A 14520-nucleotide genomic window follows, 5' to 3' on the forward strand; every position below is an offset into this window, starting at 1 on the left:
CGCAGGGGCAAGGATCGCTGCGTGGGTGGCAACTTCTCCGCCGTCGTCGGCGTCGTCTCACTGGTCACCGCGCTGACCGCAGCCCTGCTGGCAGTGTTGCGGCTGCGCGCCCGGCGCGGCATCGCCACGGCCACCCAGCGGGCCACCTACGAGGTGCTGCACACCGCCGGGCTGGCCGCCGAGCCGCTGCGGGCGGGGCTGAGCGCGGCGGGTGCGGCGAAGGCCGTACGCCATCTGCGTGCCCTGGTGGGCGCGGCCGGTCTGGCCCTCACCGACGCCGAGCAGGTGCTCGCCCTCGACGGGCGCGGCACGCACCACGGCGAGCAACTGCTCGCGGCGGCCCAGCGGTCGGTGGCCAGCGGGCGCTCAACGGTGCTCGGGCAGTCCGACCTACGCTGCGACCGGGTCGACTGCCCGATCCGGGGGGCGGTGGTGGCGCCGCTGCACGGGCCGGACGGGCGGGTGGTCGGTGCGTTGCTGGCGATCGCCGACAGCCCACCGGCGCCCGGGCTGGTGCAGGCCACCCTGGAGACCGCACACTGGGCCGGCAACCAACTCGCCCTGGCCGAGCTGGACTCGTCGCGGGAGCGGCTGGCACGGGCCGAGATCCGCGCCCTGCGGGCACAGATCAGCCCACACTTCATCTACAACGCGCTGACCGCGATCGGCTCGTTCGTCCGCACCGACCCGGAGCGGGCGCGGGAGCTGATCCTGGAGTTCGCGGAGTTCACCCGGTACTCGTTCCGGGCACACGGGGAGTTCACCACGCTGGCCGAGGAGCTGCGGTCGATCGACCGGTACCTGACCATCGAGCGGGCCCGGTTCGGCGACCGGTTGCAGGTGCGGCTGCAGATCGCCCCGGAGGTGCTGCCGGTGACGCTGCCGTTCCTCTGCCTGCAGCCGTTGGTGGAGAACGCGGTGCGCCACGGGTTGTCCCGAAAGCCGGGCACGGGCATGGTGAGCATCGAGGCCCGGGACGCGGGCGCCGAGTGCCACATCACCGTGGAGGACGACGGGGTGGGAATGGATCCGACCGCGCTGACCGACGGCATCGCCGAGCTGGCCCGTGCCACCGGCGACCCCGGGGACGACCCGGGCCAGCACGTCGGCCTCTCCAACGTCGACGAGCGGCTGCGATCGGTCTTCGGGGACCGCTTCGGTCTGGTCGTCGAGACCGGGCTGGGCTCGGGCACGAAGGTGAGCATGCGGGTGCCGAAGTTCCACCCGGGCGTACGGGCCGGCTCGTGAGCACTGGGTTCCTGCGGGTCCTGGCGGTGGATGACGAGCCGCCCGCCCTCGACGAGTTGGCGTACCACCTGCGGGCCGACCCCCGAGTGGCACGGCTGCACACCGCCGGGGACGCCACCGAGGCGCTGCGGCTGCTCCGCGACGGCGACGTGGACGTGGTCTTCCTGGACATCCGGATGCCCGGTCTGGACGGCATGGAGCTGGCCCGGGTGCTGCGCCGGTTCGCCCGACCACCGGCGATCGTCTTCGTCACCGCGTACGACGACGGCGCGGTGGACGCGTTCGACCTGGGTGCCACCGACTACGTCCGCAAGCCGGTGCGCGCCGAGCGGCTGGCCGAGTCGCTGCGTCGGGTGATCGGCTCGCGGGTGGTGCCGTCGCATCCGGCGGCGCTGGCCCGGGCCGAGGAGGACCCGACGATCCCCATCGAGTTGGCCGGCACCACCCGCATGCTGCCCCGGTCGGCGGTGCGCTGGGTGGAGGCGCAGGGGGACTACGCCCGGCTGCACACCGCGGAGGGGTCGCACTTGGTGCGCGTCTCACTGGCCACGCTCGCCGAGCGGTGGGCCGATGCCGGCTTCGTACGCGTCCACCGGTCGTACCTGGTGCAGTTGAAGTTGATCGCCGAGCTGCGCCTGGTCAACTCCGGTTACGTGGTGGTGGTCGACTCCACCGAGTTGCCGGTGAGCCGGCGGCACACCCGGGAGCTGAAGGACAAGCTGGTCAGGGCGGCCAAGCAGGATTGGAGCCGCTGAGGCGGGAATGACACCGACCATCCCGTACGTTGTACGCTAAGCCGTACGACTTCCGGGAGGACCGCCGTGACCGAAACTCCGTTCGATGCCGAAGCCGATTTCGACCGCCAGCTCGACCGGCTCGTGCAACTGGGCTATCCCAGCCTGGCCGGGCTGACCGAGACCGCCTTCCGTGACATGGTCGCGCCGCTGCGAGCGCAGGCCGTCGAGGGTGCCCACGGCCTGCCCGCGCCCACCGACGCCCGGGTGCCGTTCCTGCTGGTCGTCACCCGGGACCTGGTCCCGGTGGAGGCCCGCCTCGGGCTCACCACCCTGGCCGGCAAGCGCAAGCCCGGCTTCCTCGACCGGCACTACGCCGAGGACGACCTGCCGCGCTTCGACCCGATCAAGGAGCTTGAGGTGCCGGCCGGGCCGGCGTACCTGCTCTTCGACATCGACCGGGGCGAGGAGTTCCGCAACCTCGCGCCGGCTGCGGCGATGGAGGGGATCACCGCACAGGGCCGACTGCCCCTCACCATCGACGAGGGCCTCGCGTTCATCACCCTGCACCCGGTCGCGCTGGCCAGCAACAGGTGCTTCTCGCTGGTCGGCTCCCGATGCGGCGACAAGCGGGTGCCGGCGCTCTGGATCAGCCAGGGCGCACCGAAGCTGGGCTGGTGCTGGTACGGCAACCCGCACACCTGGCTCGGCTCCGCCTCGGCCCGCCCCGAGCGCATCGGCTTGGGCTGACCGGTGGTTGAGGCTGGTCAGAAGATGTCGGCCAGCGGCAGCGCGAGGGGAAACGGCTGCTCGGTGCGGTAGACCTCGCCGGCCGGGACGAGTGCCTCTTCACGGTAGCCGCCCGCGCCGTTCACCAGCACGGTCAGCGTCTGCTTGCGCGGCTCCACCAGCCAGTAGCGGGGAATGCCGGCGGCAGCGTACTCATGGCGTTTGAGCACCAGGTCACGGCCGGCATTGTTCGGCGAGATCACCTCGACGACGAGGAGCACGTCGGCCGGGTCGAGCGCGGCACCGCCGCTGGCCATCGCGCTCTCCGTGGCGACGAAGAGATCCGGCACGAAGTACGAGGATCGCCGGGCGCTGACTCCGATGTCCTGACCGACGAGCACGCCGGCGGGAGCCTGCCGATCGAGGACCCGGCGGAGGCGGTTGGCAACCGCGCCGTGGAAGACGTCCGCATGGGGGGACACGAGCAGGCTCCCGTCGAAGATCTCGTAGACCTGGTCGTCCTCGGGAAGATCCTGGAGGTCATTCAACGTCCAGGCACCGCCCCGGCCGGGCCGCGCAGGGTTGGTCACCGTCACACCTCCCTTCTATCGCCCCACCCTGACAGCTCTATCGGCCGTCCACAACGAAGCTCGGTTGTTCACCGAGGCTGGTCGGCATGCCCGTGAAGTTATCCACAGGCATGGCCAGTTCTCCACAGGTTGTTCACAACGCCACCCACCGATCTCCACGGCGGCTCCCTACAGTCAGAGCCCATGAAGGAACGCCGCGTCCTGGTGGTCGAGGACGAACGCACCATCGCCGAATCGGTCGCCGCCCGACTCCGCGCCGAGGGTTTCCTGGTGGAGATCGCCACGGACGGCCCCAGCGCCGTCGAGCGGTTCCGCGCCGGGCAGCCCGACCTCGTCGTCCTCGACGTGATGCTGCCCGGCTTCGACGGCCTGGAGGTGTGCCGGCGGATCCAGGCCGACCGGCCGGTGCCGGTGCTGATGCTCACCGCCCGCGACGACGAGACGGACCTGCTGGTGGGGCTCGCGGTCGGCGCGGACGACTACCTCACCAAGCCGTTCTCGATGCGCGAACTGGCCGCCCGGGTGCACGTGCTGCTGCGTCGGGTGGAGCGGGCCGCCGTCCCCGCGCCGCCCGCTATCCGCCTCGGCGACATCGAGATCAACGAGGCCGAGCGGCGGGTTCGCCGGTCGGGCGCGGACGTACACCTCACGCCGACCGAGTTCGACCTGCTGGTGCATCTCGCCGGTCGACCGCGCACGGTCCTTCCCCGGGAACGGCTGCTCGCCGACGTGTGGGGATGGGGCGACGGCAGCGGCACCCGCACGGTGGACAGCCACGTCAAGGCGCTACGCCGGAAGCTGGGCGCCGACCTGATCCGGACCGTCCACGGCGTCGGGTACGCCCTGGAGGTGCCCGCGTGATGGGGCGGCTGGCGGACTGGCTGAATCGCGTGCTGCCCCGCCCGCTCGACCCGATCCGCTCGATCAAGATGAAGCTCGGCGTCCTGCTGGTCGCCTCGTGGGCCGTGGCCATCGGCTACTTCTGGTACGGCATCGGTTGGCTCCCACCGGGCACGTCGATCACGGTCATCTGCATCGCGCTTGTCACCTCGCAGGTGCTCGCCCACGGGATGACCTCGCCACTGCGGGAGATGACGGCCGCCGCCGGGGCGATGGCCCGGGGCGACTACACCCGGCGGGTACGCGCCACTTCTCGGGACGAGGTCGGTGAGCTGGCCCAGGCGTTCAACAAGATGGCCGAGGACCTGGACGCCGCGGACCAGCGCCGCCGCGAGCTGATCGCGAACGTCTCCCACGAGCTGCGTACGCCGATCACCGCGTTGCAGGGCGTCCTGGAGAACATGGTGGACGGGGTGGCCGAGCCCGAACCGGCGGCGCTGCGCTCGGCGCTGTCCCAGACCCAGCGGCTCGGGCACCTCGTCGCCGACCTGCTCGACCTGTCCCGCCTCGACGCCGGGGTGGTGCCACTGCGCCGGGTCCGCATCGACGTGGGGGACTTCCTCGACGAGGCGGTGGAGCACGCCACGGCGAGCGCGGCCGGCGCGGGGCTGGACGTGCACTTCCGGCTCCACGAGCCGGCGGTGCCACTGACCGTGCACGCCGACCCGTGGCGACTGCACCAGGTGTTCGCGAACCTGCTGGACAACGCGGCGCGGCACAGCCCACCCGGCGGCACCGTCCGGGTCAGCGCCGACGAGCACGCCGGCCAACTCCGCTTCGAGGTGAGCGACGAGGGGCAGGGCATCCCGCCGTCGGAGCGTTCCCGGGTGTTCGAGCGGTTCACCCGTGGCGACCGGGCGGCAGGCGGTGGGACCGGGCTGGGCCTGGCCATCGCCCGGTGGGTCGTCGAACTCCACGGCGGCCAGATCCGCGTCCTCGACCCGGTCGGAGCCGCCAAGGGTTCCCAGCCCGGCTGCCATATCCAGGTCACCATCCCGATCAACGGGCCGCAGCGAGAAGAGGCCGCATGACCAGCCCCGGCAGCACGTCCGTTCCGACCAGCGGCCCGGCCCGGCCGCAGCCCTCGCCACCCGGCGGTGCCGCCCAACCCGGGTTCGGTCCCGGCCCGGCGAGCCCGCCGGCGGCCGGCCAGCCCCGGGGATGGCCCGCCCCGCCCGTCACGCCACGGCAGCCTTCGCTGATCGAACAGCGCTGGCCGGGGCCGTCCCGGGCACCCCACCCACTGCTGCTGACCGTGCTGGCTGCGGCGGCCATTCTCGGCGCCTCGGCGCTGACGGTGGTCCGTCCCGGCCTCGGGTGGCTGGTGGCCGCATTGGCGGCCACCGCCGCGCTCGTCGTCGCCGGGGCCATCCGGCCACACACGTCATCTCCGGCGGCGGGCCACACCGAGCAGACCCCGCCCGCCGACACACCCGGCACCCAGCCGGTGCCGCCCGCTGTCGCACCCGCTGCGGTCCGCCCAGCGTCGGCCGCCGCTCGACCCGAACCGGACCCCGCCACACCGACCCCGCCGGCAGCCAAACCGACCCCGACCACGCCGACCCCGACCACGACCACGCCGACCCCGGCCACGCCGACGACGGCCACGACCAAACCGACCCCGGCCACGCCGACCCCGACCACGCCGGCGGCAGCGACCGCCCGTCCCGATGCCACGGGGGCACCGGGGCGGGCGGCGCAGGCCGCCTGGGCCGCCGCGACGGTCGCGCTGGTCGCCGTGGGCACGGTCCGGGCCGCCGGCTGGCTCTTCGTGCTCTGCCTGCTCGCCGCCGCGGTGACCGCGACGCTCGCGGTGACCGGCGGACGGAGCCCGTTGGGGATGCTGATGGCCGCGACGCTGCCGCCGGCCGCGACGGTCCGGGCGCTCCCCTGGGCGGTACGCGGGCTGAGCCGCACCGGCCCGGTCGGCCCGGGGATCGGGCGGATCGTGACCAGCCTCGCGATCTCGGCCGGTCTCCTGACCCTGTTCGGCGTGCTCTTCGCCTCCGCCGACGCGGTCTTCGCCGACCTGGTGACGGGCCTGCTGCCCGACATCTCGCCCGGTGGTGTGCTCGGCTGGCTGGTGCGGCTGGGGCTGATCGGCATGGGCCTGCTCGGCGGCGCGTACCTGGTCAGCCGCCCGCCCGACCTGGACGGTCTGCGAGCAACTCCGGGCCGGCCGGCGCACCGGCTGGAATGGATCCTGCCGCTGGTGCTGCTCGACGCCCTGTTCGCCGCGTTCGTGCTGGTGCAGATGACGGTGTTCTTCGGCGGCGCGGGGCACGTGCTGCGCACGGCGGGGCTCACCTACGCCGAGTACGCCCGTGGCGGGTTCTGGCAACTGCTCGCCGTCACCGCGCTCACCCTGCTGGTGATCGCGGTCGCCGCCCGCCGGGCACCGAAGGCGACCCGAGCCGACCGGCTGCTGGTCCGCGCGCTCCTCGGCGCGCTCACCGCGCTCAGCCTGGTCGTCGTCGCCTCGGCGCTCTACCGGATGCAGGTCTACTCCGACGCGTACGGTGCCACCCGGCTGAGGCTCTTCGTGGCCTCCGTCGAGCTGTGGCTCGGGCTGCTCTTCGTGCTGGTCGGCGTGGCCGTGGCTCGGCTGCGGGCGGACTGGCTGCCCCGGCTGGTGATCGGCACGGCGGTGCTGGCGCTGCTCGGGTTGGCCCTGATCAACCCGGATCGGCTGATCGCCGAACGGAACGTCGACCGTTACCTGGAGACCGGCCGCCTGGACGTCAGTTACCTCTCCGGGCTCTCCGCCGACGCCGTACCGGCTCTGGACCGGCTGCCTGAGCCGATGCGGACGTGTGCGCTGGGGGAGATCGCCGCCGAACTGCCCCGGGACGGCATCTGGGCGACGAACCTCGGCCGGGAGGAGGCCCGGCGGATACTCGGCCCGATGCCGGTCGCCGGCAGCCTGACGGACTGTCCCGGTCTGCGGCGCTGGTGATCGGGAACGCTTGACAATCGCGCCGGGCGGGCAAGACTGCCGGGGTGGCCAAGCAACTCCCCGACGTGGGGTCGGGCGGTGCGGTACCGCCGCCCCAGCGTGCCCGGATCGTGCTCGCCGAGATCACCCGGCGGGACAGCCACGCCGAGCGGACCCGCGCCGAGTTGGCCCAGCAGACCCGGGTCGGTGAGGCGCTGGTCCGCGGCCTGGTCCGGGCCCAGCTCGCACTGGCGCTGCGGCTCTCGCTGGTGGTCGCCATCGGGTTGGGTGGGCTGCCGTGGCTGTTCGCCATCGCGCCGTCGCTCGGCCGGACCACCGTCGGGGGCGTCAACCTGCCCTGGCTGCTGCTCGGCGTGGCCTCCTTCCCGTTCCTGATCGCGGTGGGCTGGGCGTACGTGCGGCTGGCCGAGCGCAACGAGCAGGACTTCACCGACCTGGTGCAGCGGCCGGAGCGCTGAGTGGGCAACGACTACGTGGTTCCGGCCATCGTCGCGGTCACCCTGGTCACCCTCGGGATCGGTTTCTACGGGCTGCGGCTGGGCCGCACCACCTCCGACTTCCTGGTCGCGTCCCGGGTGATCAGCCCGACCTGGAACGCCGCGGCGATCGGCGGGGAGTACCTGTCGGCGGCGAGCTTCCTCGGCGTCGCCGGTCTGGTCCTCAAATACGGCGTCGACGTCCTCTGGTACCCGGTCGGGTTCGCCGCCGGTTACCTGGCCCTGCTGCTCTTCGTGGCCGCGCCGCTGCGCCGCTCGGGCGCGTTCACCCTGCCGGACTTCTGCGAGCTGCGGCTCGGGTCGCGCCGGTTGCGCATCCTGGCCACGGCATTCGTGATCTTCATCGGCTGGCTCTACCTGGTGCCGCAGCTTCAGGGCGCCGGCCTCACCCTGTCCACGTTGGCCGGCGCCCCGTACCCGGTCGGCGCCCTGCTGGTGGCCGCCGTGGTCACCGCCAACGTGGCGCTCGGCGGGATGCGTGCCATCACCTTCGTGCAGGCGTTCCAGTACTGGCTCAAGTTGACCGCTCTCGCCGTACCCGTGATCTTTCTGGCGTTGCAGTGGCAGGCCGATGGCCGCCCGGCGGTGACGCCGCCCGACGGGCCGACGTTCCGGACCGCGACCACCGTCGTGGTCGAGCACCGCGCGACCCTCACCCTGCCCGATGGCGACATCCGGGAGGTACGCCCCGGCGATGAGCTGTCCTTCGCCGCCGGTGACCCAGTGCCGCAGGTGTCCGGGGTGGCCATCGACGCCGGGGACTGGCTGCTGCCCAGCGCCGCGGGCGACGACGACCGGGGCCTGTTCGCCACGTACTCGCTGATCCTGGCCACGTTCCTGGGCACCATGGGCCTTCCGCACGTGCTGGTGCGCTTCTACACCAACCCCGACGGCGCTGCGGCCCGCCGGACGACGCTGGTGGTGCTGGCCCTGGTCGGTGTCTTCTACCTGCTGCCCACCCTGTACGGGGTGCTGGGGCGGATCTACACCCCACAGCTGCTCATCAGCGGGCAGACCGACGCGGTGGTGGTGCTGCTGCCCGGCGCGGTCCTCGGCGACGGGCTGGCCGGACGGCTGCTCGCCGCGCTGGTCGCGGCGGGCGCGTTCGCGGCCTTCCTCTCCACCTCGTCCGGGCTGCTGACCAGCGTCGCCGGGGTGATCTCGACGGACGTGCTCGGTCGGGGTTCGGTGCGTAACTTCCGACTCGCCACCGTGATCGCCGGTGTCGTGCCGGCGGTGCTGGCACTGAACCTGTCCGGCCTGGACGTGTCCCAGGTGGTCGGGTTGGCCTTCGCGGTCGCCGCGTCGAGCTTCTGTCCGCTGCTGGTGCTGGGCATCTGGTGGCGAGGGCTGACCGATCTGGGGGCCGCCGCCGGGGTGCTGGTCGGCGGCGGCGCGGCGATCGGCGCGGTGCTGGTCACCGTGCTCGGCCCCCCGTTGGATGGCTGGCCAGCCACGCTCATCGCACAGCCGGCCGCCTGGACGGTGCCGCTGGCCTTCACCGTGATGATCGCGGTGTCGATGGCGACCCGTCGGCGGGCACCGCTCGACGTCGCCGCCACGATGCTCCGCCTGCACACCCCCGAAGCCCTCCGCCTGTGAGGTGGACGGCCACCATGTCGGCGATATGGGGGTAACCGGGCGTCGGGATGGCACCACATCGCCGACCTGGAGTGGATCAAGCATCGGAGGAACTCCGTCTCGGGGATGACGACCGGTCCGCCCGCCGCCGGACGACGGAACTGGCGGTCGGCGGATAACGTCGGGCCCATGACTGGTGAGCACCCCGCGCTCGCGCTGCGTGGCCTGGCCAAGCGGTTCGACGGCACCATCGCGGTGGCCGGCGTCGACCTGGACGTCCCCGCCGGCTCCTTCTACGGCCTGCTCGGGCCGAACGGCGCCGGCAAGACGACCACCCTGTCGATGGCGGTCGGTCTGCTGCGACCGGACGCCGGCTCGGCGTGGGTGCTCGGTCACGACGTGTGGCGGGATCCGGTGACCGCCAAGGCGCTGCTCGGCGTGATGCCCGACGGGGTACGCCTGTTCGACCGGCTGACCGGTGCGGAACTGCTGGCGTACAACGGGTTGTTGCGGGGGATGGACCCGGCGGTGATCGATCAGCGTGCGGCGGAGTTGCTGGACGTGCTGGCGCTCGGCGACGCCGGGCGGACGCTGGTGGTGGACTACTCGGCGGGCATGAAGAAGAAGATCGGCCTGGCCTGCGCGCTGCTGCACGGCCCTCGGGTGCTGGTGCTGGACGAGCCGTTCGAGGCGGTCGACCCGGTCTCGGCCGCGCTGATCCGCGACATCCTCACCCGGTACGCGGCCGGCGGCGGCACGGTGGTCTTCTCCAGTCACGTGATGGAGGTCGTCGAGCGGTTGTGCTCGCACGTGGCGATCCTCGCCCAGGGCGTGATCAAGCGGGTCGGCACGCTCGCGGAGGTACGCGGCGAGCGCTCGCTGGAGCAGGTCTTCGTCGAGGTGGTCGGCGGGCGCACCGCTACCGGTGACGAGTTGTCATGGCTGTCCCGGTGAGCATCGACACCGCGCCCGCCGGTCCGGTGCGGTCCGTCGGCGCACGGCACTTCGTGCGACTCAAGCTGCGGGTGATGGGCAACAGCTTCCGGGGCCAGGGCTGGCGGGTCGCGCTGTTCATCGGCGGTGCGCTGTTCGGGCTCTGGTTCGCCGCCAGCGGCTTCTTCCTGTTCGCCGCGCCGGGCCTGACGGACAACGGCCGGTACGCGGTGTTGGTCGCGGCAGCCGGCGGCGGGCTGTTGGTGCTGGGTTGGCTGCTGCTGCCGCTGGTCTTCTTCGGGGTGGACGAGACGCTGGACCCGGCCCGGTTCGCGTTGCTGCCGTTGACCCGCCGCACGCTGGTCACCGGCCTCTTCGCCGCCGCGCTGGTCAGCGTGCCGATGCTGGCGGTGTTGATCGCGTCGTCGGGGCTGGTGCTGACCTCCTGGGTGTTGGGGGGATGGTCCGCCGGCCTGGTGGCCGGGATCGGCGTACTCGGTGGGCTGTTGCTCTGTGTGGCCGCCAGCCGGGCGGTGACCAGTGCCTTCGCGACGATGTTGCGGTCCCGCCGGGTGCGGGACCTGGCGGCCGTCCTGTTGGCGGTGACGGCGGCGCTGCTCGGCCCGTTGCAGGTCTTCGGCCTCGCGGCGCTGCAGGAGACGGACTGGACCCGGCTGACCGGCGTCGCGACCGTGATCGGCTGGACGCCGCTCGGCGCGCCGTGGACCGCCGGCATCGACCTGGCGCAGGGGCGGGTGTGGGCCGCCCCGGTCAAGTTGCTGATCACGGCGGTGGCGATCGGCGCCCTGCTGGCCTGGTGGTCGCGGTCGTTGGAGTCGGCGATGGTGGGTGCGGCGAGCACCGGCAAGGCCCCGGCGCAGCGCGGAGTCACCGGCGGTGCGGTCGCCCAACTGTTTCCCCGGGTCGCCGGCTGGCTCCGCCGGGACCGCTTCGGTGCGCTTGTCGCCCGGGAGGCACGCTACTGGTGGAGGGACGCCCGCCGCCGGGCAAACCTGATCACGATCGCCGTGGTCGGCATCTTCATCCCCGTGATGATCAACCTTGGTGGCTTGAGCCTCGCGGTCGAGGAGAGGCAGGGCTTCACGACGGGCGCCGGCGGCAGTTCGCCGGTGCTGGTCACCCTATCGATGATCTTCATCGGCGTGCTCGCGGCGGTCACCCTGGCCAACCAGTTCGGCTTCGACGGCAGCGCGTACGCCGTGAACGTGGTGACCGGAGTGCCCGGCCGGATGGAGTTGCGCGCACGAATGACGGCCTTCTCGCTGTACGTCCTGCCGATGCTGGCGTTCGTCGCGGTGGTGCTGTCGTTGCTGCTCGGCCGGCCGGGCTGGATCGGGCTTGCCGCCGGCAGCCTGGCCGCCACCTACGGTGTCGGGCTGGCGGTGAACAGTTTCGTCTCGGTGCTCGGGGCGTACTCGCTGCCGGAGACGAGCAACCCGTTCGCGATGAACAGCGGCGCGGGTATGGCGAAGGGGCTGCTCACCCTGCTGGTCATGATCGTCTCGGCGGTCGCCGCGGTGCCGATGCTGGTTGCTGCGGCGCTGCTCGGGGACGCCTGGCTCTGGCTGGCCTTCCCGCTCGGCGCGGCGTACGGGTTGGGCGCGGCGCTGCTCGGCGCCTACCTGGCCGGCGACGTGCTGGACCGGCGCCAGCCGGAGTTGCTGGTCACGGTCACCCCGAGGCGCTAACCGGCGCGGCGGCTGGTGGCCTGGACAGTCTCGGCGATGAAGCCACGCCAAGCGGCCGGAGCGAAGGAGAGGGTCGGGCCGGAGCGATCCTTGCTGTCCCGGACCAGGACGACACCGGGCAGGTTGTCTGCCACCTCGACGCAGTTGCCGCCGGAGTCGGTCGACCGGGTGGACGTGCGCCAACGCGGCTCGTTCATCGTCATGGCGTCACCTTCAGCTTCCGGATCAGATCCAGCGAAGCACCCGTGGACAGTGCCTCGCCGAGCAGGCTATGCCATTTCCGACCAACCAGACGGACGACTTCCGCATCGTCGATGACGTGTCCGCAGGCGTGGCGAGGGGCATGCCCACCCTGCTGGCCACGGTCACACCCCCGCCGTCAATCAGCGTGGCGGCTGGGTGCCTGGGCGGCGACGAAGCCACGCCAGGCGGCCGGAGCGAAGGTGAGGGTCGGGCCGGAGCGGTCCTTGCTGTCCCGGACCAGGACGACGCCAGGCAGGTTGTCCGCCACCTCGACGCAGGCGCCCCCCGTGTCGCCGGACCTGGTCGATGTACGCCAACGCGGTTGAGCAACGGTCATGGTGTCACCTTCAGCTTCCGGATCAGATCCAGCGAAGCACCCGTGGACAGTGCCTCGCCGAGCAGGCTATCCCATTTCCGACCAACCAGACGGACGACTTCCGGGTCGTCGATGACGTGTCCGCGAGCAACATCCTCGACGTAGGTGACCCGCTCACCGTCTGGCAGTTCAGCGAGCAGGAAGCCGCCGGCCAAACCGACGTGGGCTCCAATGTCGAGCGGCACGACGTGCAGTCTGACGCTCGGCATGGCGGCGAGTTCCAACAGCCGACCGAGCTGAGCGTCCAGTACCGCCGGCCCACCTACCGGGCGTCGTAGAGCGATCTCGTCCAGGACGAAGACGCACTGCGGCGGCTCTGCGCGCTGCCACAACTGCTGACGATCCATCCGGATCGTCACCAACTCGTCCACCACGTCGACCGAGTTGAGGCCGCCAGCGGAGATCACCGCCCGTGCGTAGTCATCGGTCTGAAGGAGGCCAGGAATCAGGCACGGCTCGAATTCACACAGTCGGGTCGCTTGCTCCTCGTGGTGACGCCACGGGACGAACCAGGTCGGCAGCCGCTGTCGATCGGCAGCGATCAACAATTCGGCGAGGAGGCCGCCGGTGGTGAGGGCCTCGTCTGCGGCGACCGCGAACTCCATGGTCGGCCGGCGGCGGCCGGTCTCGATGGCGGCCACCGTGGACGGACTCCACTTGGTCAGGGTCGCCAGTGCCTCCTGGGACACCTCGGCACCTGCTCGGGCGGCCTTCAACGCTCGCACCCACATTTCGACGTTCATCCTTACCTCTCCGGTAAGTACGTGACCCCGCTGCGTAGTAAGCCCTGGCATCCTCCCCTGTCCGCGCCTCTCCGTCCAGGGTGGAGGACACGCGGCCCGGTCGGTGGAGGCGACGTCCCGGCGTCCGGTCCTGCGTTCGGGCCGCCCCGGTCATCCCCCGATCGGGGCGGCCCCCTTGACCGGGAGGAGATCAGTCATGTTCGGGTTCATCCGTGGCAGGAACGGGGCGCGGTGGCCGTACCGGAAAAGGAAGATCGCGGCACCGGCGGCCGTGCCGGGCGCGGCCGGATCGGAGCGGTCGGCAGGCCCGCCGAATCGACCACCTGCGTGGGCGAACGGGCCGACGGTGGCCCTGCCGCGACCAGGCCGGGCCGGTTGGCTGACCCCGGCGCAAACCTGGCGTGCGAACGGCGGACGGCCGACTCCGCCGACGCGGTCAACCGGAGAGCGGTGATGAGCCGCCCACACCTGCCGATGCGCCCGCTCTGGCGGTGTCGAAGCTGCGGCGCGCCCTGGCCATGCCAGCCGGCGCGGCTGGCGCTGCTCGCCGAGTACCGACACGACCGCGTGGCGCTGCTGGTCTACCTGGGCTCGGCGATGGCGGAGGCGGGCGATCAACTCGCCCGCCTCAACGGGCGCCCCGCCGACCTGCACGAGCGCTTCCTTGGCTGGGCGAGGGTGCGGGGCGGCACAATGTTTCACGTGAATCATGAGCCGGGCGCCGAGATCCATTCCACCGATCCGTTCGCGGTGCCGAGCGGGCAGCGATCGCCGGTACGTCGACTGCGCGGCCGGCTCGCCGCGCCGGTGACCCTCTGGACGGCCCCCGGCCCGGCCGGGCTGACGGTGTCGTCCACCCTGGTCGCCGAGGGGGAGCCGGACCGGCTGGTCGGGCTGATCGACGCGGAGTCCGATTTTTGGGCGGCAGCCGAGGAGGCGGGCCGGTTCGCGGTCACGCCGCTCGGGCCGCCGCACCGGCAGCTCGCCGATCGGTTCGCCGGCCTGTTCCCCTCTCCGGGCGGGCTCTTCGCCGCGGACACGTGGATCGAGACGCCCTACGGGCCGGTGCCGGCGGACGCGGGCGGTTGGGCCGCGTGCCGACTGGACACCGCCCGGGAGTACGGCTGGGGCCTGCTGGTGGAGGCCACCATCGAGGCTGTCGACCTGGCCGAGGAGGCCGCTCCGCTGCTGCACTATCGCGGTCGGTACCACGAGCTGCCGAGCTGAACGGGCGGCCCCCCGGGCCGACCGGTCACCGGAGTGACCTGGGTCACTCGGCGC

At 72.2% G+C, this 14520-nt stretch carries 15 protein-coding genes; 11 read left to right on the top strand and 4 right to left on the bottom strand.

What is annotated here, in order from left to right:
• The first annotated feature begins 21 nt into the window (after positions 1 to 21).
• From ABZ780_RS26780 to ABZ780_RS26790, 3 genes are all read left to right on the top strand, one after another.
• Positions 22 to 1248, top strand: coding sequence for a histidine kinase (locus ABZ780_RS26780; protein WP_357002990.1), 1227 nt, complete (start codon positions 22 to 24; stop codon positions 1246 to 1248).
• Positions 1245 to 2003, top strand: a complete 759-nt coding sequence (locus ABZ780_RS26785) for a LytTR family DNA-binding domain-containing protein (RefSeq protein ID WP_357002992.1) — start codon at positions 1245 to 1247, stop codon at positions 2001 to 2003. Before ABZ780_RS26780 ends, ABZ780_RS26785 begins: the two co-directional genes overlap by 4 nt.
• A gap of 66 nt (positions 2004 to 2069) precedes the next feature.
• A complete protein-coding gene (locus ABZ780_RS26790) occupies positions 2070 to 2732 on the top strand; it encodes a DUF5701 family protein (protein ID WP_357487873.1) in 663 nt (220 codons plus the stop codon).
• A 17-nt stretch (positions 2733 to 2749) separates the two neighbouring features.
• On the opposite strand, the gene ABZ780_RS26795 is transcribed toward ABZ780_RS26790, so the two are convergent.
• Positions 2750 to 3301 carry a Uma2 family endonuclease gene (locus ABZ780_RS26795; RefSeq protein WP_357487874.1) on the bottom strand — a complete coding sequence of 184 codons (552 nt, stop codon included), beginning with the start codon at positions 3299 to 3301 and terminating at the stop codon, positions 2750 to 2752.
• Positions 3302 to 3484: 183 nt separating this feature from the next.
• Here ABZ780_RS26795 and ABZ780_RS26800 point away from each other — a divergent pair, with 183 nt between their 5' ends.
• The 7 genes from ABZ780_RS26800 to ABZ780_RS26830 all read left to right on the top strand — a co-directional run bounded on the left by ABZ780_RS26800 (position 3485) and on the right by ABZ780_RS26830 (position 11877).
• Positions 3485 to 4162, top strand: coding sequence for a response regulator transcription factor (locus ABZ780_RS26800; protein ID WP_357002998.1), 678 nt, complete (start codon positions 3485 to 3487; stop codon positions 4160 to 4162).
• The gene (locus tag ABZ780_RS26805; protein ID WP_357487875.1) at positions 4162 to 5232 is read left to right on the top strand and encodes a HAMP domain-containing sensor histidine kinase; all 1071 of its coding nucleotides are present in this window, start codon (positions 4162 to 4164) and stop codon (positions 5230 to 5232) included. The genes ABZ780_RS26800 and ABZ780_RS26805 overlap by 1 nt, the downstream gene beginning before the upstream one ends.
• Entirely contained in the window at positions 5229 to 7157 is a 1929-nt protein-coding gene (locus tag ABZ780_RS26810; protein WP_357487876.1) for a DUF4153 domain-containing protein, read from the top strand. The genes ABZ780_RS26805 and ABZ780_RS26810 overlap by 4 nt, the downstream gene beginning before the upstream one ends.
• Before the next feature lie 44 nt (positions 7158 to 7201).
• On the top strand, positions 7202 to 7615 hold the full coding sequence (locus ABZ780_RS26815) for a hypothetical protein (RefSeq protein WP_357487877.1): 414 nt from the start codon (positions 7202 to 7204) through the stop codon (positions 7613 to 7615).
• Positions 7616 to 9256: a cation acetate symporter gene (locus ABZ780_RS26820; protein WP_357003006.1), complete on the top strand. Its 1641-nt coding sequence runs from the start codon at positions 7616 to 7618 to the stop codon at positions 9254 to 9256.
• A 168-nt stretch (positions 9257 to 9424) separates the two neighbouring features.
• Positions 9425 to 10189: an ABC transporter ATP-binding protein gene (locus ABZ780_RS26825; protein ID WP_357003008.1), complete on the top strand. Its 765-nt coding sequence runs from the start codon at positions 9425 to 9427 to the stop codon at positions 10187 to 10189.
• A complete protein-coding gene (locus tag ABZ780_RS26830) occupies positions 10174 to 11877 on the top strand; it encodes an ABC transporter permease (RefSeq protein ID WP_357487878.1) in 1704 nt (567 codons plus the stop codon). Before ABZ780_RS26825 ends, ABZ780_RS26830 begins: the two co-directional genes overlap by 16 nt.
• Here the strand turns inward: ABZ780_RS26830 and ABZ780_RS26835 are convergent.
• From ABZ780_RS26835 to ABZ780_RS26845, 3 genes are all read right to left on the bottom strand, one after another.
• Complete coding sequence (locus tag ABZ780_RS26835; RefSeq protein ID WP_357487879.1) at positions 11874 to 12080, bottom strand: DUF397 domain-containing protein; 207 nt, start codon at positions 12078 to 12080, stop codon at positions 11874 to 11876. The two genes, ABZ780_RS26830 and ABZ780_RS26835, sit on opposite strands and share 4 nt — an antisense overlap.
• Positions 12081 to 12256: 176 nt before the next feature.
• Positions 12257 to 12457, bottom strand: a complete 201-nt coding sequence (locus ABZ780_RS26840; RefSeq protein ID WP_357003014.1) for a DUF397 domain-containing protein — start codon at positions 12455 to 12457, stop codon at positions 12257 to 12259.
• On the bottom strand, positions 12454 to 13239 hold the full coding sequence (locus ABZ780_RS26845; protein WP_357487880.1) for a helix-turn-helix transcriptional regulator: 786 nt from the start codon (positions 13237 to 13239) through the stop codon (positions 12454 to 12456). Before ABZ780_RS26845 ends, ABZ780_RS26840 begins: the two co-directional genes overlap by 4 nt.
• A 474-nt stretch (positions 13240 to 13713) precedes the next feature.
• On the opposite strand from ABZ780_RS26845, the gene ABZ780_RS26850 reads away from it, so the two are divergent.
• Positions 13714 to 14466, top strand: coding sequence for a flavin reductase family protein (locus ABZ780_RS26850; protein ID WP_357487914.1), 753 nt, complete (start codon positions 13714 to 13716; stop codon positions 14464 to 14466).
• The last annotated feature ends 54 nt before the right edge of the window (positions 14467 to 14520 follow it).

Origin of the sequence: Micromonospora sp. NPDC047467, assembly GCF_040643095.1 — a bacterium.
GTDB lineage: Bacteria > Actinomycetota > Actinomycetes > Mycobacteriales > Micromonosporaceae > Micromonospora.

Excerpts from the sequence above, each read along its gene's own strand:
- ABZ780_RS26830 (WP_357487878.1), top strand. The coding sequence starts at position 10,174 with ATGGCTGTCCCGGTGAGCATCGACACCGCGCCCGCCGGTCCGGTGCGG.
- ABZ780_RS26850 (WP_357487914.1), top strand. The coding sequence starts at position 13,714 with ATGCGCCCGCTCTGGCGGTGTCGAAGCTGCGGCGCGCCCTGGCCATGC.
- ABZ780_RS26810 (WP_357487876.1), top strand. The coding sequence starts at position 5,229 with ATGACCAGCCCCGGCAGCACGTCCGTTCCGACCAGCGGCCCGGCCCGG.
- ABZ780_RS26800 (WP_357002998.1), top strand. The coding sequence starts at position 3,485 with ATGAAGGAACGCCGCGTCCTGGTGGTCGAGGACGAACGCACCATCGCC.
- ABZ780_RS26835 (WP_357487879.1), bottom strand. The coding sequence starts at position 12,080 with ATGACGATGAACGAGCCGCGTTGGCGCACGTCCACCCGGTCGACCGAC.
- ABZ780_RS26840 (WP_357003014.1), bottom strand. The coding sequence starts at position 12,457 with ATGACCGTTGCTCAACCGCGTTGGCGTACATCGACCAGGTCCGGCGAC.
- ABZ780_RS26805 (WP_357487875.1), top strand. The coding sequence starts at position 4,162 with ATGGGGCGGCTGGCGGACTGGCTGAATCGCGTGCTGCCCCGCCCGCTC.
- ABZ780_RS26825 (WP_357003008.1), top strand. The coding sequence starts at position 9,425 with ATGACTGGTGAGCACCCCGCGCTCGCGCTGCGTGGCCTGGCCAAGCGG.
- ABZ780_RS26845 (WP_357487880.1), bottom strand. The coding sequence starts at position 13,239 with ATGAACGTCGAAATGTGGGTGCGAGCGTTGAAGGCCGCCCGAGCAGGT.